At 62.7% G+C, this 17,324-nt stretch carries 16 protein-coding genes; 3 read left to right on the forward strand and 13 right to left on the reverse strand.

Annotated elements, in window-relative coordinates; all coding sequences use genetic code 11:
* Positions 1-8 precede the first annotated feature (8 nt).
* From GY33_RS0104855 to GY33_RS0104870, 3 genes are all read right to left on the reverse strand, one after another.
* On the reverse strand, positions 9-743 hold the full coding sequence (locus GY33_RS0104855; RefSeq protein ID WP_200874830.1) for a SagB/ThcOx family dehydrogenase: 735 nt from the start codon (positions 741-743) through the stop codon (positions 9-11).
* Positions 740-1,009: an amphi-Trp domain-containing protein gene (locus GY33_RS0104860; protein WP_031386258.1), complete on the reverse strand. Its 270-nt coding sequence runs from the start codon at positions 1,007-1,009 to the stop codon at positions 740-742. Before GY33_RS0104860 ends, GY33_RS0104855 begins: the two co-directional genes overlap by 4 nt.
* 198 nt (positions 1,010-1,207) lie before the next feature.
* Entirely contained in the window at positions 1,208-2,572 is a 1,365-nt protein-coding gene (locus GY33_RS0104870) for a DUF1343 domain-containing protein (RefSeq protein WP_051822292.1), read from the reverse strand.
* Between the two features lie 124 nt (positions 2,573-2,696).
* On the opposite strand from GY33_RS0104870, the gene ade reads away from it, so the two are divergent.
* The 3 genes from ade to GY33_RS0104885 all read left to right on the forward strand — a co-directional run bounded on the left by ade (position 2,697) and on the right by GY33_RS0104885 (position 7,115).
* Complete coding sequence (gene ade / locus GY33_RS0104875) at positions 2,697-4,343, forward strand: adenine deaminase (RefSeq protein ID WP_031386260.1); 1,647 nt, start codon at positions 2,697-2,699, stop codon at positions 4,341-4,343.
* A 21-nt stretch (positions 4,344-4,364) separates the two neighbouring features.
* Positions 4,365-6,113, forward strand: a complete 1,749-nt coding sequence (locus tag GY33_RS0104880) for a uracil-xanthine permease family protein (RefSeq protein ID WP_051822293.1) — start codon at positions 4,365-4,367, stop codon at positions 6,111-6,113.
* 150 nt (positions 6,114-6,263) lie between these two features.
* Entirely contained in the window at positions 6,264-7,115 is an 852-nt protein-coding gene (locus tag GY33_RS0104885) for an alpha/beta fold hydrolase (RefSeq protein ID WP_161788443.1), read from the forward strand.
* Between the two features lie 57 nt (positions 7,116-7,172).
* Here GY33_RS0104885 and GY33_RS0104890 read toward each other — a convergent pair whose 3' ends face one another.
* The 10 genes from GY33_RS0104890 to GY33_RS0104935 form a co-directional block, all read right to left on the reverse strand.
* Positions 7,173-8,504: an MFS transporter gene (locus tag GY33_RS0104890; protein WP_200874831.1), complete on the reverse strand. Its 1,332-nt coding sequence runs from the start codon at positions 8,502-8,504 to the stop codon at positions 7,173-7,175.
* Positions 8,501-9,388, reverse strand: a complete 888-nt coding sequence (locus GY33_RS0104895; RefSeq protein WP_200874832.1) for a DMT family transporter — start codon at positions 9,386-9,388, stop codon at positions 8,501-8,503. The genes GY33_RS0104890 and GY33_RS0104895 overlap by 4 nt, the downstream gene beginning before the upstream one ends.
* A 111-nt stretch (positions 9,389-9,499) precedes the next feature.
* Positions 9,500-10,390, reverse strand: a complete 891-nt coding sequence (gene dapA, locus GY33_RS0104900) for a 4-hydroxy-tetrahydrodipicolinate synthase (protein ID WP_031386265.1) — start codon at positions 10,388-10,390, stop codon at positions 9,500-9,502.
* Between the two features lie 70 nt (positions 10,391-10,460).
* Positions 10,461-11,372 carry a diaminopimelate epimerase gene (gene dapF, locus GY33_RS0104905; protein ID WP_051822295.1) on the reverse strand — a complete coding sequence of 304 codons (912 nt, stop codon included), beginning with the start codon at positions 11,370-11,372 and terminating at the stop codon, positions 10,461-10,463.
* A 212-nt stretch (positions 11,373-11,584) separates the two neighbouring features.
* Positions 11,585-11,866 (reverse strand): HU family DNA-binding protein, encoded by a 282-nt coding sequence (locus GY33_RS0104910; RefSeq protein WP_031386267.1) that lies wholly within the window; start codon positions 11,864-11,866, stop codon positions 11,585-11,587.
* A 107-nt stretch (positions 11,867-11,973) separates the two neighbouring features.
* The gene (locus GY33_RS0104915) at positions 11,974-12,780 is read right to left on the reverse strand and encodes a MinD/ParA family protein (protein ID WP_031386268.1); all 807 of its coding nucleotides are present in this window, start codon (positions 12,778-12,780) and stop codon (positions 11,974-11,976) included.
* Positions 12,781-12,803: 23 nt separating this feature from the next.
* Complete coding sequence (locus GY33_RS0104920; protein WP_035271279.1) at positions 12,804-13,670, reverse strand: GGDEF domain-containing protein; 867 nt, start codon at positions 13,668-13,670, stop codon at positions 12,804-12,806.
* A protein-coding gene (prfB, locus tag GY33_RS18985; RefSeq protein ID WP_235185466.1) for a peptide chain release factor 2 occupies positions 13,651-14,809 on the reverse strand; the annotation gives its coding sequence in 2 pieces (ribosomal slippage) (positions 13,651-14,700 and positions 14,702-14,809; 1,158 coding nt in all). Before prfB ends, GY33_RS0104920 begins: the two co-directional genes overlap by 20 nt.
* Before the next feature lie 53 nt (positions 14,810-14,862).
* On the reverse strand, positions 14,863-16,386 hold the full coding sequence (gene lnt, locus GY33_RS0104930) for an apolipoprotein N-acyltransferase (RefSeq protein WP_031386270.1): 1,524 nt from the start codon (positions 16,384-16,386) through the stop codon (positions 14,863-14,865).
* Entirely contained in the window at positions 16,383-17,213 is an 831-nt protein-coding gene (locus tag GY33_RS0104935; protein WP_235185467.1) for a hemolysin family protein, read from the reverse strand. Before GY33_RS0104935 ends, lnt begins: the two co-directional genes overlap by 4 nt.
* Positions 17,214-17,324 lie beyond the last annotated feature (111 nt).

Here is a 17,324-nt window from a genome sequence, read left to right on the forward strand (position 1 = left end):
GTCCGCTCTTACCGCGGTCTGCCCACCGGGATCAGATACAGCGGGGCCTCGCCGGGCGGTAAATCCAACAGGGCGGCCACGTCCTGGTCGTCGAAGGCGCCGATGACCACGCTGCCCAGGCCCAGGGCCACGGCCTGCAAGGACAGGTTCTGGGCGGTGTGTCCGGATTCCATGTCCACGTAGCGGGTCGCGCGTTGGCCGTAGCGGGTTTCGGTCCGGGCGTGGACCGCGGTGACGGCGAAGGTGGCCGGGGCCTGAAGCAGGGCGGACTGGTTCAGGGCGGCCCGGGCCAGGGACTGCCTTTGGTCGTCCTGGAGTAGCGGGATGAGATTATGACGTCCCGGCGCGTAGCGGTACGCGCCGGGGGCGAGGTCTTCGGCCCGGCCCACGATGACGATGATTTCCAGGGGATAGGTCGCCCCGGCCGAGGGCGCGGTGCGCAGCCCTCGCCGGGGTTCGGTGACGCCCTGGGCGGCCCAGAGCAGTTGGCCGATCTCGGTCAGGGTTACGGGGTGGTCGCTGAAGCCGCGTACGGACCGGCGTTGGGCCAGGGCCTCCTCCAGGGAGACGGGGCCGGACAGCGACGGCTCGGGCAGTTGGATGGCTTGCGTTGCGGGCATGGCCTCACCTCCGGATTGCTGATCAGCATTGCAGGCGACTCCCCAGAACACCAGGCAGAGAAGTGCGGCGGCCATCTTCAGGCCGCCACAGGACATCTCCCGAGACGTGGACCAGGTCATCATGCCAATTCAACGCCGCTGGTCGCGGAACCGCCGCCGGGCCGCCATTCCAACTCCACTTCCAGGCTCATTTTCTCGCCGTCGCGCTTGGTTTCCCGCTCCAGCTTGGTTTCCAGAACCAGGTTTTGGGGAATCCGGACCTGTTGCTCCTGATCCCCCTGGCGCAAAATCACTTCCCCACCCTCAACCTTGTCCGCCAACTGGCGCAGAAATGCCGCCACATCCGTACGGCTTTTGGGTTCTTCGCTTTTGAACAGAACTTCTTCCATGTCGGCCTCCTTTGTTGGGGGGGGTGCGAATCAGGGAATGATCATTTCGTTCATACGTTCATACGGTCCGGGCAAGCCGGGAAATATCGAAATCGAAATCGGTATCGAAATCGGTATCGCCGTCGCCCTATGACTCACTATTTTTCGATTTCGATACCGATTTTGACTTCTGACTCCTGACTTTTGACTTCATCTCCCTCACCTCGGCTCATACAACAAATACTTCCGCCGCAACTCCTTGAACTGCTCCCGTCTTGGAGCGATGGCTCGTTCGATGGTTGCGGCGTCGGCGCCTTGGGCGACCATGAGTCGGATTTGGTCCGTGCCCAGGGCGCGGTCGAACAGGCTTTCCCGGATGCCCGGATTGTCGAACAGATTGCGCTCGGGATAGAGTTCCTGGAGGATGGTCATCAGGGTGATCTGGGCGGTCATGGGGCGCAGGGCCAGAGGGTCGGTGACCACCAGGTGCGCGCCGTGCACGGTCCGTCCGGCATGGCCGCCGTAGCCGGGAACGTAGGAGATGGGCCGGGCGCGCAGGCCGGGGATGTTTCGGGCGTTGATGGCCGCCACCAGTTTGTGGCGGTCCATCCAGGGCGCGGTCAGGCATTCGAAGGGCAGGGTGTAGCCCACCCCGATGTTCAGGCCGCCCCGGGTTTCGCCCAGCACGCCGGTCAGGCTGTAGTGCACCGCGGAGATGGGCCAGGGGATGTGCGTGGAGGTGGGTACCCAGGGCAGGCCGGTATCCGGGTAGCGCATGGTCCTCCGGTAGTTGGCCATGGGGATGATGGACAGCTTGCAGGGTTTGGCCAGGAATTCGCTGTTCAGCATCCAGGCCAGTTCGCCGGGGGTCATTCCGTACAGGGCCGCGATGTCGTACTGGCCGATGCCGCTGCGGAACCGGCTGGTGTCCAGCACCGGGCCGTCCACGAAATCCGCGCCGATGGGGTTGGGCCGGTCCAGGACGATGAACGGAACTCCGGCCTCGGCGCAGGCGGCCATCATGTCGGCCATGGCGTAGATGTAAGTGTAGGAGCTGGCCCCGATGTCCTGGATGTCGTAGAGCACCGCGTCCAGTCCGGCCAGCATGGCGGGAGTGGGTTTGCGGCGGTAGATGCTGTACACCGGCACGCCGGTCAGGGGCTCCACGTCGTCGGTCACGGCCTCCCCGGCGTAGATGTCCCCGCGAATGCCGTGCTCCGGCGCGAACAAGGCCCCTAAGCGGACTTCGGGATGGTCGTGAAGCAGGTCGATGGTCGAGCGCAGCTTGGCGTCCACCCCTGTGGGGTTGGTCAGCAAGCCCACGGTGCGGCCTTTAAGCAGCAGATCGAAAAACGAGATCATCACCTGCCCGCCGTCCGCTCCCCGGACCGTGGTCCGCCAATCCCGGTCCAGCAGGACGTCCACGCCGGCAATCACGTGCGACGTCGTGGAGCGAAGGTGGGGCTGGGCCGTCTGTGGGACGCCCGGGGCGGGAGGCGGAACGGTTTGGGCCGTCCGAAAAAAGCAGCCGCTGGAAAGGGCGGCGAGAACGAGGCAAGCCAGAATGGCCGGGATGCGTTTCATGAAAAAGACCCTTGCATGGAGTGCGGCGCCGGACTATCGAACACGGACGAGGACAACCGGGGCCGGGATCGGGAACGGTCCTCGCTCGAGAATCCGTCCAACGTGACGGTGGAGGAGGCGCGCCATGGAAACGAGCATAACCATTCGAGGCAACATCGTCGATGTTCTTGCCGGGCGAATTTTTGCCGCTCGCCTGGAGATCAAAAACGGTCGCATCGCGCGGATCGTTCCGGAGGAAGGATCGAGTGAGGCTCCGGAGAACCGATTCATCCTGCCCGGGCTGATCGACAGCCATGTGCATATCGAGAGTTCCATGCTCATTCCCAGCGAGTTCGCCCGAGCCGCGGTGGTGCACGGGACCGTGGGCAGCGTGTCCGATCCCCATGAACTGGCCAACGTGCTGGGCATCGACGGGGTGCGATTTATGGTGGAGAACGGGCGCAAGTCTCCGTTCAAGTTTGCCTTCGGTGCGCCCTCCTGCGTTCCGGCCACGGGCTTCGAGACCTCCGGGGCCGTGCTGGACGCGGCGGACGTGGAAGCCTTGCTGGATATGCCAGAGATCAAGTATCTCTCCGAAATGATGAACTTTCCAGGGGTGCTCCAACAAGACGAGGCCGTGATGCGCAAACTGGCCCTGGCCCGGCGTCGCGGCAAGCCCGTGGACGGACACGCTCCGGGGCTGCGCGGCGAGGACGCCCGGCGCTACGCCCAGGCCGGGATCAGCACGGACCATGAGTGCTTCAGCCTGGAAGAGGCCTTGGAAAAGATCGGGTACGGGATGAAGATCCTGATTCGCGAAGGCAGCGCGGCCAAGAATTTCGATGAGCTGCTGCCGTTGCTCAGCCACCATCCGGACATGGTCATGTTCTGTTCCGACGACCTGCATCCGGACAATCTGCTGGAGGGGCACATCGATCGGCTGGTCCGTCGCGCTCTGGTTCTGGGGTATGATTTGTTCGACGTGCTCCGGGCCGCGACCCTGAATCCGATCCGTCATTACGGCCTGGATGCGGGACTGCTTCAGGAGGGCGACCCGGCGGATCTGATCATCGTGGACGATCTGGACCGCTTCACGGTCCTGGAGACGTACATCGACGGACGCCTCGTGGCCAAGGACGGGCGGAGCTTGCTGGAGCCGGTGGCCGAGCAGCCGGTGAATATTTTCGAGGCCCGGCCCGTCACCGAACAGGCCCTGGCCCTGCCCGCCCAAACCGAAACCATTCGGGTAATCCGGGCTTTGGACGGCCAGTTGATCACCGAGGCGACCACGGCTCGCGCCCGGATCGAGGGCGGGCTGGCCATCAGCGACCCGGAGCGGGACATCCTGAAGCTCATGGTCCTGCAACGCTACCGCCAAGCACCGCCGTCCCTGGCCTTTATCCAGGGCTTCGGCCTGCGGACCGGGGCCCTGGCCTCGACCATCGCCCACGACAGCCACAACATCATCGTAGTGGGAGCAAACGACGCGGACATGGCCCGGGCCGTGAACCTGCTGGTGGAGCATCAAGGCGGCGTCAGCGTGGTCCATGGCGAAAGGGCTGACGTGCTGCCCCTGCCTTACGGCGGGCTGATGAGCGCGGACGGGGCCCAGGCCTTGGCCGCGGCCTATCAGCGCCTGGACGCCGCGGCCAAGGGCCTGGGGTCGCCGTTGACCGCGCCGTTCATGACCCTCTCCTTCATGGCCCTGCTGGTCATTCCGGCCCTGAAGCTCAGCGACAAAGGCCTGTTCGACGGAACGACGTTTTCCTTCGTGCCTCTGTTCGTCTCCTAACCTACCGGGCGCGCCGCGACGATGAAGGACACAAGCCCCTCCAACGATTCCCGGACCGTTCCTCGGACTCCGCCGAACCTGCTCTACGGTGTCGAGGATCGCCCCCCGGTCTGGACCCTGGCGGTTCTCGGCGTGCAGCACGGGGCGCTGCTGATTTCCAGTCTGATGGCCACCGTGTTCTTCGCCCAGGCCCTGGGCGCGGACGCGGCCCAGACCCGGTCCCTGGTCAGCGTGGGCCTGATCGCCGGAGGCCTGGCCAGCATCCTGCAGGCCACCAGGAAATGGGGGCTGGGGTCAGGCTACTTTTGCCTGCACACCAGCTCCTTCATCTACTTTCAGGCCTCCATCAGCGCGGCCCAGGCCGGGGGCTTGGCCCTGGTCTGCGGCATGACCCTCGCCGCCGGGGCCATGCAGACCCTGCTGGCCCGGGTCGTCGGCAGGCTGCGCACCTTGTTTCCTCCGGAGGTGGCCGGGCTGGTGGTGGCCATGGTCGGTCTGGCCCTGGCCCCGTACGCCGTCAAGTCCCTGTTCGGGCTGGGCCGCGAGGACACGGTGATCGAGGCGCGGGAAGTCCTGGTGGGGCTGGGCACCCTGGCGATCATCGTCGGGTTCACGGTCTGGGGAAAAAAAGGCTTCAGGCTTTTCGCCATCCTTTTGGGAATCGTCTTCGGCTTTGGCTCGGCCTATGCCCTTGGGGTACTGCCCGCCGGGATGGGCGATAGCCTGAGAGAGCTGCCCCTGGTGGCCCTGCCTCAGATCGTGCATCCGGGGTTGGCCTTTGACCCCGCGTTCATCCTGCCCTTTCTCATCGCCGCCATCTGTTCGTCCCTGAAGCTGACCGGCGACGTGATCACCTGTCAAAAAATCAACGACCTGGATTGGAAGCGGGTGGACATGGCGTCCGTGCAACGCGGAATCAACGCCGAGGGTCTGGGCACCGCCGCGGCCGGACTGCTGGGCGGCACCGGGCTGGCCGCGTCCTCCTCCAACATCGGGATGTCCTACGCCACTGGGGCCACCAGCCGCTACATCGGCTACGCTACGGGGATATTTTTCATCGCCGTGGCGTTTTTTCCCCAGCCTGCCTATGTCCTGAGCCACATGCCCGTTCCGGTGATCGGCGCGATCATCGTCTACGCCGCCTGCTTCATGATCGTCACCGGGTGGTCCATCATCATGACCCGAATGATCGATTCCAGAAAGACCTTCGTGGTCGGCATTTCCTTGATCATGGGCATGAGCGTGCTGGTGGCCCCGGAGATCTACGCCCCTCTGCCCGATCACTTCAAACCCATTTTCGGCTCGTCCATCGCTTTGACCGCGGTGACCGGGGTGCTCTTGAATCTGCTGTTCCGCATCGGCATCGGCGACCGGGCCGAACTGCTCCTGAGCTCAGCCAACGCCTCGGGGCGAAAAATCAATGACTTTTTTTTGGACCTGGGCGGCAAGTGGGGCGCTCGGCCCGAGGTGATCCGCAAAGCCGCGGCCGCGGCCGCGGAGCTGCACGAATCGCTGGCCGAGCAGGGGCTGTCCCGGGGCGAAGAACTTCTTTTAGAGGCGTATTTTGACGAGTTTCAGGTGCAAGTGGACATGACCTACCAGGGCGAGCCGATTATCCTGAGTCAGAGTCGGCCCAGTCCCGAGCAGCTTCTGGAGGACGACCAAGCTTTCGCCAGGCTCTCCGGCTATCTGATCAGCCAGTACGCGGATACGGTCCGCCTGGAAACCACCGGGGGCACGCATCGGGTGCGGATGGTTTTCGATCACTGAAACAAGCGAGGAGGGAAGGCAATGGCACTGGTGGCTTTGACCGAGAGACGGCAAGTCATGGATGCATCCCCGTCGAGAAAAACTCCGCTGTTTATCGCGATCGCGGTGGTTTTGATCTTGACGTGGCTCGCGGCAAAGGAGGTGAGCGGAGTGAGTGAAGTGTACAAAACCGGCTTGGTGACGGCCGGGGATATTCAGATCGCCTATCGGGAATTCGGGCCGTTGGAGGCCGGGAAGGAAGCGCCCGGGCGCGCTGAGGCCCATGAGCATTTGTTGCTGATCATGGGCTACGGCGGGCTGATGGAAATGTGGCCGCCAGCTTTGATTCAGGGGTTGGCAAGGGATCGCCGGGTGATCGTTTTCGACAACCGGGGCATGGGGTTCAGCGGTTCCTCGGATGCGCCGTACTCCATCGAACTGTTTGCCGAGGACGCCCTGGCCGTGCTGGACGGGTTGGGCATTGAAGCGGCCCACGTCCTGGGCTGGTCCATGGGCGCGTTCATCGCCCAGGAACTGGTCCTGGGCCATCCGCGCCGGGTGGACAAATTGATCCTCCTGACGGGATCATGCGGCGGCGAGGCCGCGATCTGGCCGGACGAGGCAACCTGGAATTCCCTGGCCGACCTTTCCGGCACCCTGGAAGAGCGCATCCAGCGCATGCTGAACAACCTTTTCCCCCAGGGCTGGCTGCGCCAAAATCCCGACCCCTCCGCATACCTTCCCCCCATCACCGCCCCGATCATCGACGCCCACATCCAGCGCCAGGCCCAAACCCTGCGCTCCTGGCCCGGCGCTTGCGACCGACTTTCAACCATCTCCAAACCCGTCCTGGTTATCACCGGAACCGAAGATCGGGTCATCCCCCCGGAAAACGCCCACATCCTGACCCAGGCCCTGCCCCATGCCCGTGCCGTCGAAATTCAGGGGGGCGGGCACGGGGTGATGTATCAGGAGCCGGAAAGGCTGGCCGGGTTGATCGATGGTTTTCTGGCGGTGGAGTAAAGGAGGAAAGACGTACTCTGGATTGATTCTTGTCGAGGACGGATTCCCTCGCACCGGCTACGAGGCCTCCCGGGCCGGACGGCAGTGGGTTTCCCTGGTGAACCAGGCCAGGGTGAGGGTGAGGCAGAGCCAGGCGAGCATGGGCAGGAAGGCTGTTTGGTAGGCCTGGGCGTCGTAGACGCGGACGCCGTTGAGCAGATCCCCCTGCCACTGTCGGTCCAGAAGCCAGCCCACCAGCGGTTGAAGGATCATCGGGCCGGACATGGTGCCCATGTTGCAAACTCCGGAGACCGTCCCGGCCAGTCGCGGCGGCACGGATTCCTTGGCAAAGGCAAAGCCCACGATGACCACGCCGCAGGCCGCGGCCCCGATCATGGCCGCCGCGGCGAACAGGGGCAAGGGCAGCCCGGGGATGAGCAGGGCTGAAGACCAGCCCGCCAGGGCGATGAAGGACGCGGCCACGTAGAGCCGTTTTCGGGCGCACAGCCTGTCCGAAAAGAATCCCAGGAGGGGGCCGGAGAGGGCCCAGGCGATCATGATCGCCGAACTCAGGGCCGCCGCGGTCAGCGTGGAAAGGGCGTAGCGGGATTCCAGGAACGGAACCCCCCAGAGTCCGCCGAAGGTGAGGACCGTGCCGACCATGCCGCCCTGGGCCACGGTGAGCAGCACAGTGTTCCGGTACTGGAAAATGCTTCCAAGCCCGTGGAACATCCCGCCGGTATGATCCGTTCTCGCGGCCAGGACGGGAGCGTGGGAGGCATATCCCCGCTGAGTCGGGTCGTCGCGGACGATCAGCCAGATGGCCGCGCCCAGGGCCAGACAAATCAGTCCCAGAATCCACATCACCCCGCGCCAACCCATCATGTCGACCAGCATGCGGAGCGGCGCCCCGGCGGTGACCGCGCCCATCACTCCCACCAGCAGTCCGATCCCGGTGACAAAGGCGAACATCCGCGGCGGGAACCAGTGGGTGGCCAGCTTCATCAGGGTTACCCAGGCCACGGCCACGGAACCGCCGATGAGCAGCCTGCCGATGTTGGCCAGGAGCACGGTGTCGGCCAGGGCGAAAAAAAAAGTGCCCAAAGCCGCCAGCAAGGCCCCGGCCGTGAGCAGTCGCCTCGGCCCCCAGTGGTCCGCCAGCATGCCCGTGGGGACCTGCATGGCCACGTAGCTGTAGAAGTAAAAGGCCGAAAAATTGCCCAGGGCCGCGGCTCCGATCTGGAAGTCGCTCATCAGCAGATCGGTCATCACCGCAGGGGCCACCCGCTGGTAAAAGCTCATGAAGTAGAGCGCGGCCCCCAGTCCCCAGATCAGCCAGGAAAGGCCAAGGGGAGGAGGGGCGGGGTTCGCCGGGACGTGGCTGGCAGTAGGCATCATCGGGGGCATCATCGGGGCTCCGCCCCTTTTCGATTGGTGAGGTACACGCCAAAGCCGACCATGGCCGCTCCCAGAATCAGAGTCAGGCTGATGGTTTCACCCAGGATCAGAAATCCGGAGACAATGGCCCAGACGGGCACGAAGTTGATGAACACCGCGGCCCTGGAAGGCCCGATGGTTTTGACGCCCTGGTAAAACCAGGTGAATCCCAGCACCGTGCCGAATACACCAAGGTAGACCAGGGCCACCCAGCGCGTCCAGGTCAGCGCCAGAACATGGCCCGGCAAGCCCTCGGCCAGGCTGAAGGGCAGCAGGGCCGCGACGCCCACCAGGCAGGACCAGGTCACCGCCGCATGAGGCGAAAGGTCCTTCATCATGACCTTGCCCACCAGGAGATAGATCACCCAACTGGCCACGCACCCGAAAATGGCCACATCACCCCAGGACAGGGCTTGATGAAAGAGATCCTGGGGCCGACCTCCGGTAATGGCCAGAATCGCTCCGCAGACCGAAAGGCCGATGCCGACCACCCTGCCCATGCCCAGCGGTTCCTTGAACAGCGGAGCGGCCAGCAGGGCCACGAAGATGGGATTGGTGGCCACGATCACCGCCGCCCGTCCGGCTTCCACGGTGCGCAGGCCGGTGAAGAACAGGACATTGTAGGCAAAAATGCCGCTCATGCCCAGGATGAACACCGGAAGCAACTGACCCAGGCGAAGTCGCGGCAGGCCGCCTTCGTACACGCGCACCAGGATCACCAGGCTGACCGAGGCGATGGCGAAGCGTAAAAAGGCCGCGGAGAACGGCGGCAGGTCCGCGGCCACCACTCGCCCGGCCACGAAGGTGCCGCCCCAGAACATGGAGGTGCAGAGCAGCTTGAGGTAGGTTTTGAGCACGAGGTATCTTTGCCCGGCTGTTGGTATGGTTGGTGTTCGCGGGACGCGGAACAAAAAAAGGGACGAGGGATGTCCCTCGCCCCTGATCGTCGGACCGTGCGCGGCGTTGGACTATTTCTTCAGGGTGATCAGCCCGGCCTGCCCGAGGATGTCCTTGAGCCGGGCCTCGTTGTTGGGTTGCATGCGAACCATGGGCAGACGGAACTCCGGTTTGATCTTGCCCATCAGGGACAATGCGGTCTTGGCGGGCGCGGGGTTGGTCTCCATGAACATGGCCCGGCACAGCGGGGCCAGTTCGTAGTGCAGATCCTGGGCCTTGGAGGTGTCGCCCTCCCGGTATGCGCGGCAGAGGTCGCTCATCTTGTCCGGGGCGATGTTGGAAACCACGGAGATGACCCCTTTGCCGCCCAGGGCCAAGAGGGGCAGGACCGTGAAGTCGTCCCCGGAAAGGACGATGAAGTCCGGTCCGCAGTATTCGAGCACCTCGGAAACCTGGGCCATATTCCCGGTGGCCTCCTTGACGCCCTTGACCTCAGGGACCTCCCGAAACAACCGGGAAAGGGTCTCCGGGAGCATGTTCACGCAGGTCCGACCCGGAACGTTGTACAGGATCATGGGAATGGAAACTTCCTTGGCCACGGCCTTGAAGTGGGCCACCAGTCCTTCCTGGGTCGGCTTGTTGTAGTAGGGCGTGATCAGCAGGACGCCGTCGGCTTTGGCCTGCTTGGCCGCCTTGGTCAGCTCGACGGCCTCCTTGGTGCTGTTGGAGCCCGCACCGGCCAGCACGGGGACCCGTCCTTTGACCTGATCGACGCAGATCTTAATGACTTGAGCGTGTTCGGCGTGGGACAGGGTCGCGGATTCGCCGGTGGTGCCGCAGGGAACCAACCCGTCTATTCCTTGTTCGATCTGCCATTCAATCAGATTTCTGTAGGCGTCTTCATCGATCACGCCGTTGTTGAACGGCGTGACCAATGCGGTGAACGTTCCGTGAAACGACATATTTCCTCCTTGTGCTGTACGTGCGTGCCGGTGCCGGGCGAATGAAACCGGTCAGGGACCGTGTCGCGGATTACGGCTCGGTCCGATTCAGACCCAGGGAACGGAGATTGAGGTTGGCCGTGAAGACCAAGACGGCCTTGCCGGTCAGAAAAAGGGCGTTTTGCTCGATGGCAATGCCGAGAAGTTCGCCTCCGGATGTGCGGATGTTCACTTCCGGCTCGGTCCGGCCCAGGGAGTGGGCGATTAAGGCCGAGGCCGCCGCCCCGGTGCCGCAGGCGTAGGTTTCGCCCTCAACCCCGCGTTCGTAGGTGCGCAGCAACATACTCTCCCGGTCCTGGACCTGGACGAAATTGACGTTGGTGCCGCTGGGCGCGAATTTGGGATGATTACGGAATCGGCAGCCGAGATCCTGGACGTCCAGGGCGGCCACATCCGAAGAAAAGACAACCAGATGCGGGACTCCGGTGTTCACGAAGTGGGCTTCCCAGGAGGGCGTTGATTCGATTTGGTCGGAAGCGTCCGGGACAGACGGTTCCAGAATCAGGTCCAGACCCAGTCGCAGATCGTGGTGTGGAGTCAGCTGGACCTTGACCAGGTCCTGATCGTGTAAAACCTCGGCCTTGATGGGACCGGCGTCCGTGCCCAGGACATGCTTCCTTTCGGCTAGTCCCAACGCATGGGCCAAGCGCGCGGCGCACCGGGAACCGTTGCCGCACATTTCGGCCCGAGAGCCGTCGGCATTGTAAAAGTGCCAGATATAGTCCGCGTCCACGCCCGGAGGCGTCGTGTCCAGCAGGATCAAACCATCGGCTCCCACGCCGAAGGCCTTGCGACAGACGGCCCTGGCCCAGTCGGGCATTTCATCCGGGGCAAGCTGCAAGGCCCGGTTGTCCAGGATCACGAAGTCGTTGCCGCTGCCCTGCATTTTGCAGCACTCCACCCAGGGACCGAAAGCGTCGCTGGTTGATATTCGCTGATTCATTGCACTTCCTTCGTGTGCGGGCGATGCCCACTCAAAAAACCGAGGTGCCCGTTCTTTCGTGCTCAGCGAAGCGGTGCTCGCGCAGATGCTCATACTCGAAACCTCCGGAAAAACGGATGATTACAAGTACGGGCACCGTCGTGGCCGGCTGAGCACGGCACGATTCTCCCGGGGAGATTGCGTTGTTGCGCGCGACGTTGCGGTCGCCGCGACTACGCGTCTTCGTTGAGGTGGTCCTTGAGTTCCTTGCCTGGCCGGAAGAAAGGCAGGCGCTTGGGCTGGACTTCCACGGACTGGCCGGTTTTGGGATTGCGGCCCTTGTAGCCTTGGTAGTCTTTAACCTTGAAGCTGCCGAATCCTCTGATCTCTACGCGATCGCCCTGGATCATGGCGTCTTTGATGGACTGAAAAAAGGTGTTCACCACGGTGGTGGCGTACTCCATCGGGATGTCGTTTTTTTCGGCCAGGGTGCGGATCAATTCACTTTTGTTCATGAGCATTTTCTCCAAATCTGTATGGCGGGCGATAAGAAAAACACCACGGCGAGGACCAATTCGCGTCTACCTACACCGATACGTGAAAAAATTCTATAGGTTGAAGGTTAAAAATTTACCAGGACCGGTTTGTCGAGCAATCCCGGCATCAAGGCCGCGCGCAGGGATTGCAGGCGTTCGGCCAGTACCCGGATATCCTCGGCGGCCGGCGACTTGGGCGCGATGCGCATCAGGGCTTGCTGCTTGGCCACGGCTTTTCCCATGTTCGGATCACTCCGGACCATTCCCAGGTAGTGGGTTTTGAAGCCGAGGAATTTTTCCACGGCGGCGTCCAGGCGTCGATGGGTGGCCTGGGCCTCCTCTCTGTTCGCGACCTGGTTGACCAGGATCAGGAAGTCGCGAATATCGGCTTTGGCTGAAAGCACCTTGATCACGGCGTAGGCGTCGGTCAGCGAGGTCGGCTCCGGCGTGAGCACGACGATCCGCTTGGCCGCGGCCTGGGCCATGGCCAGCAGGGTGGGGTTCAGACCGGCGGCCATGTCCAGGATCAGGAAGGCGTAGTCGGATATGATCGGCTTCAGTTTTTTCAGTAACAGGGCGCGCTGGTCCTCGTCCATTTCCACCAGTTCGGGCACGCCGCTGGCGGCCGGCAGCAGGTCCAGGTTCGGGGCCACCGGCTGGACGAGCCGTTCGGCGGTGATGTCCTGGATCAGGAGGTCCTGGATGGTGACGTCGCTGGAAACTCCCAACAGGACGTCCAGGTTGGCCAGCCCCAGGTCGCAGTCCATCAGCAGGCAGCGTAGTCCGGACTCACTGAGGCAGAAGCCCAGGTTCGCGCTGAGGCTGGACTTGCCGACGCCGCCCTTGCCGCTGAACACGGCGATGCTCAATGTCCCATTGGGATTGTTTTGCATTGATTGATGGGGGTTCATGGTGATCAGGCGGACAACCCTTGGAAAAGAAAATTCTTCTCCGCGGTATCCACCAGGGTTTGGGAGGCCGGGTCCGGAGCGATGTCCCGGAGCGGGGCTTTTTCCAGGCGATTTTTCCCGGCCCGCTTGGCTGAATACAAGGCGTCGTCCGCCAGTTCGATCAGCTCCACGGGCGGCATGTTCCGGAACCCCTTATAGCAGGCGAGTCCAATGGAAACGGTCACCTGGGGGGCGGTGGAGAGGGCGGGACAGTCGAAACGCAACCCGCGAAGGGTAGACATGATCCGTTCCAAGAGGAATACCGCGCTGGCCTGGGTCGTGGCCGGCATCAGCAGGGCGAATTCTTCCCCGCCCAGGCGCGCAGCCAGGTCGGATCTGCGGATGTTTTTGCGCAAAACCTCGGCCACGGTTCGCAGGACCAGGTCTCCGTGGACATGGCCGCAGTCGTCGTTGATTTGCTTGAAGTCGTCGATGTCCAGAATGGCCAAGCTCAAGGACTGCCTGGAGCGCCGGGTGCGTTCCATCTCCGTATGCAGGGCTTGATCGAACACGACCCGCCGGGCCAGACCGGTCAGATCGTCGTGGCCGGCGGCGTGGGTCAGGTCGTCGATTTGGCCCTGAAGTCGGCTCAAGGCCGGGTAGACATCGCCTTCCAGGGGCAGAAGCATCCAAGGGAGTCCCTGAAGCACGGCCTGTACCTCGGCGGACCGTTCCGGGGACAGCCCCCTGAGCAGACGAAACAAGACCGCGACAGAACCGGGATCGTCCGTTGGTTGGGAGGCGAGAGGTAGGGAGGCCAGGCGGCTTCTTAATGTTTCCAGCTCGGCGCGCAACTCCGAAGGTGCGGGAAGGCTAGGCGACTTTTCGGACATGGGTCTCCAGGAGATGGTTCCGGATAAAGCCGTCGATGTCTCCGTCCAGCACGGCCTCGACATTGCCCATTTCGAAGTTGGTGCGATGGTCCTTGACGAGGCGGTAGGGCTGGAGGGTGTAGGTCCGGATCTGGCTGCCCCAGGCAATGGCGTCCTTGGTGGCGTACTGGGCCTGTTTTTCATCTTCACGCTTGCGCAGTTCCAGTTCATAGAGGCGGGCCTTGAGCATCTTCATGGCCGCGTCCTTGTTGCGGTGCTGGGATTTTTCATTCTGGCACTGGGTCACGATGTTCGTGGGCAGGTGGGTGATCCGGATCGCGGAACTGGTCTTGTTCACGTGCTGCCCGCCTGGGCCGCTGGCCCGGAACACGTCGATGCGCAGATCTTCCTCGTTGATTTCGATTTCGATTTCCTGACCCACGTCCGGGTAGACATCCGCGGAGGCGAAGGAGGTATGCCGCCTGCCGGAGGAGTCGAAGGGCGAAATGCGGATCAGGCGATGGATGCCCTTTTCGCTTTTCAGCAGACCATAGGCGTACGGGCCCTCGATCTGGAGCGCCACGCTTTTTACTCCGGCCTCATCCCCGGGCAGATAGTCCAAAATCTGGACCTTGAATTGATGGCGCTCGGCCCAGCGTCGGTACATCCGCAAAAGCATTTCCGCCCAGTCCTGGGCTTCCGTGCCACCGGCCCCAGGGTGGATTTCCAGGATCACCGGGTGCTGGTCTTCCGGCGCGCTGAGCAGGGTATGCAGTTCCGCCTGTTCCAGCTTGTCGGATAAAACGAACATGTGCCGCTGAACCTCTTCCAGGATTTCCCGGTCGGGTTCGTCGTCGGCCATGGCCAGCCACTCGTCCAGGTCCTGTTTGGCTTTGCGCACTCCGTTCCATTCCTGGAGCGCGGTGCTGAGCCGGGTCTTTTCCTGAAGCAAGGGCGTCATGCTCCGGGGGTCGTTCCAGGCCTCGGGATGGGAGATGGCCTTGTCTATTTCCACCAGACGTGCTTCGTAGGCATCCCGGTCAAAGGCTCCTCCAGAAGCTGTCGAATTGTATTTCCAGGTTCGCGCTTTCCGTTTTCAGTTCGGAAAACTGCAATAGTTTTTTTCCGTTCTCGGCGCGTTGGGTTTCAGCCGTGCTCATGAAACAAGACTCCGTGGTTCGATGCGGTGCATGATGATAGTCAAAAAAAGGGTTCAGTCCTTCCCGAAAGACGCTCGTCGTCGACGCAGCCACCAGACCGATCCGAGCAACACGCCGACGGCCGTGGGCAAAAGCGCTCGGAGGAACGGGTAATGCCGATGATAAAACGTGCGGTCTTCGAGGAGGAGAATTTCCGGATAAGAGAGGGTCAATCGATGGAACAAACCTCCGGCCTCAAGTCGTCGGCCACGTGGGTCGATGATCGCGGTGACGCCCGTATTGGTGGAACGAACGAGAAACCGGCCCTGCTCCACTGATCTGAGGACGGCTTGGTTCAAGTGCTGACGCGGAGCCGAGGAGCGGCCGAACCAGGCATCGTTGCTGATGTTCACCAGGAGGTTCGCTCCGGCGCGAACCCGTTCCCGGCTCAATCCGGGAAAGATCGCTTCGTAGCAAATGAGCATGCCCAGAGCAAGCCGGTCCCAATGAAGCGGAGCGGGGTCATCGCCGGGCACGAAGTCGCCCTCGCTCTGGGCCAGACGGCTGATGAAGGGCAGGAGGGCGCCCAAGGGAACGTACTCGCCGAAGGGGACAAGGTGTTCCTTGTCGTAGACGTCGATGGTTTCTCCCTTTGGGCTGAGCAAAAAGGCCGAATTGGCGTACCCGATTTCTCCGGTGGACAGGTTCACTTCGTAGCGTGGAGCCCCGGTGAGCAGAGCAAAACGCTCCTGGGCCCGGACGAAATCCCGCACTTGCCTGGACAAGGCGTTTTCTTCCTGAAGGTAGAAGGGCATGGCCGTTTCCGGCCAAATCACCAACTCCGGCCTGGAGGACAATTCCTTGGCGGTCAGGTCGAGATAAGCCCGGACCGTGGCCTCCTGGTATTCCGGCTCCCATTTCACGGTTTGGTCGATATTGCCCTGGACCAGCGTGACCCGGATCGGCTCCCCTTCCGGGAGGGGTTTGGCCAGCATCACCGCGCCGAAGCCGATCAGGGCCAGGGGGGTGGCGATGCCCAACAACAGGCCGAACGTGCTCTCGCGAGCCAGGATCAGCCAGGCCGCGGCGGCGACGAAGACCGCGGACAACCAGTATTCGCCCATCAAGGCCAAACCCTGGATGGCCGCGGGCCAGGGGGCCAGAGCCGCCGGGAGCGTCAGCCAGGAGAAACCGGTGAACAATGTTCCCTGGGCCATTTCAAGCCCCCCCCAGAGCAGCCCGGCGCTTAAGCCGAGGAAGACGGGGGAAAGGACGGGGCGAGCCCAATGGATCAGGGCGGAAAACCCTCCGCCGTACAGGCCAAGGTACATGCCCAGCAGGATCGGACAGGGCAAGGCCAGTATCCAGGGCAGGCCGCCGTGGACGTGGACCGGGATGAAGACCCAGTACAGGCAGGCGGCGTAGGCCAGGGCGGCGCAGATCCAGCCGGAGCGGAAGGCCGCGACCGGGGAGGGGGCTTTCAGGGCGATCCAGAACAGTGCGGCGGGAAAAAGGATGGCCGCTCCAGGTACGTGGGAGATCGGATTGGCATGTCCGAACCAAGCGCCAAGCAGGGCGACCAGCGTGGTCGAGATCATGCTTCCGGACCGGGTTCCGTTTCCAGGGGATGGACGTCGATCCAGCGGACCTTTTTCTGGTCCGCGTCCTTGATCCGGAAGCGAAAGCCCTGGATGTCGAAAACATCGCCCTTGCGCGGGACCCGTCCGGCCAGTTGCGACAAGTAGCCGCCGATGGTGTCTACCTGGTCGCTTTCCAGGTCCACCACAAGGTTTTCGCGCAATTCCGTCAGCTCGGTCCTGCCGGAGATCAGGTAGCCCCCATCCCCCTGGATCTGGATGTCGTCAGGCCGCGGGGCGTCGTATTCGTCCTCAATGTCTCCGACGATCTCCTCCAACACGTCCTCGAAGGTGAGCATGCCGGAGGTTCCGCCGTATTCGTCCAGGGCGATGGCCAGATGGTTCTTGCGCGACTGAAACTCCAGGAGCATTTCCATGACGTTCTTGGTTTCCGGAATGAACAGCGGCTCGCGCAGGATTTCCTCCAGTCTGTTGCGGGGGGACGGCGTGGGGTGAAGCACGAATTGCAGAAGATCCTTGGCGTGCACGATGCCCACGATGTTGTCCTTGTTGTCCTTGTAGATCGGAATCCGGGTGTGACCGTGGGCGATGATCAACTCGGCCACGTCCTCGATCCGGTCCTCAATCTCGGCGCAGACGATATCCGTGCGTGGAATCATGATTTCATGGACTTGCTTGCGTCCCAGGCGGAGCACTTTAAGAACGATGGAGGCCTCCTCCTTGCGAATCTCGCCTTCGTCCCTGGCTGCCAGAATGATGGTTTCAATGCTGGAAGCGTCGTCCTTGCGGAAAAAACGTTTGATCATGCTCCAGAATTTGCCTTCCATGCCCTCTTCCAAGATTCCTCCCGTGTTGTTTGGTTTAGGGGATCAACGGTTTGCGAAGTCGTTGTCATGCAGTGGACCACGCAGGTGACCCGGCAATTTGATCAACAATGA

Source organism: Desulfonatronum thiodismutans (assembly GCF_000717475.1).
Taxonomy (GTDB): domain Bacteria; phylum Desulfobacterota; class Desulfovibrionia; order Desulfovibrionales; family Desulfonatronaceae; genus Desulfonatronum; species Desulfonatronum thiodismutans.

What these genes read in the sequence shown, in the direction of transcription:
- GY33_RS0104855 (WP_200874830.1), bottom strand. Translation starts at nt 743, where the DNA reads ATGATGACCTGGTCCACGTCTCGGGAGATGTCCTGTGGCGGCCTGAAG.
- GY33_RS0104860 (WP_031386258.1), bottom strand. Translation starts at nt 1,009, where the DNA reads ATGGAAGAAGTTCTGTTCAAAAGCGAAGAACCCAAAAGCCGTACGGAT.
- GY33_RS0104870 (WP_051822292.1), bottom strand. Translation starts at nt 2,572, where the DNA reads ATGAAACGCATCCCGGCCATTCTGGCTTGCCTCGTTCTCGCCGCCCTT.
- ade (WP_031386260.1), top strand. Translation starts at nt 2,697, where the DNA reads ATGGAAACGAGCATAACCATTCGAGGCAACATCGTCGATGTTCTTGCC.
- GY33_RS0104880 (WP_051822293.1), top strand. Translation starts at nt 4,365, where the DNA reads ATGAAGGACACAAGCCCCTCCAACGATTCCCGGACCGTTCCTCGGACT.
- GY33_RS0104890 (WP_200874831.1), bottom strand. Translation starts at nt 8,504, where the DNA reads ATGATGCCCCCGATGATGCCTACTGCCAGCCACGTCCCGGCGAACCCC.
- dapA (WP_031386265.1), bottom strand. Translation starts at nt 10,390, where the DNA reads ATGTCGTTTCACGGAACGTTCACCGCATTGGTCACGCCGTTCAACAAC.
- dapF (WP_051822295.1), bottom strand. Translation starts at nt 11,372, where the DNA reads ATGAATCAGCGAATATCAACCAGCGACGCTTTCGGTCCCTGGGTGGAG.
- GY33_RS0104910 (WP_031386267.1), bottom strand. Translation starts at nt 11,866, where the DNA reads ATGAACAAAAGTGAATTGATCCGCACCCTGGCCGAAAAAAACGACATC.
- GY33_RS0104915 (WP_031386268.1), bottom strand. Translation starts at nt 12,780, where the DNA reads ATGCAAAACAATCCCAATGGGACATTGAGCATCGCCGTGTTCAGCGGC.
- GY33_RS0104920 (WP_035271279.1), bottom strand. Translation starts at nt 13,670, where the DNA reads ATGTCCGAAAAGTCGCCTAGCCTTCCCGCACCTTCGGAGTTGCGCGCC.
- lnt (WP_031386270.1), bottom strand. Translation starts at nt 16,386, where the DNA reads ATGATCTCGACCACGCTGGTCGCCCTGCTTGGCGCTTGGTTCGGACAT.
- GY33_RS0104935 (WP_235185467.1), bottom strand. Translation starts at nt 17,213, where the DNA reads ATGGAAGGCAAATTCTGGAGCATGATCAAACGTTTTTTCCGCAAGGAC.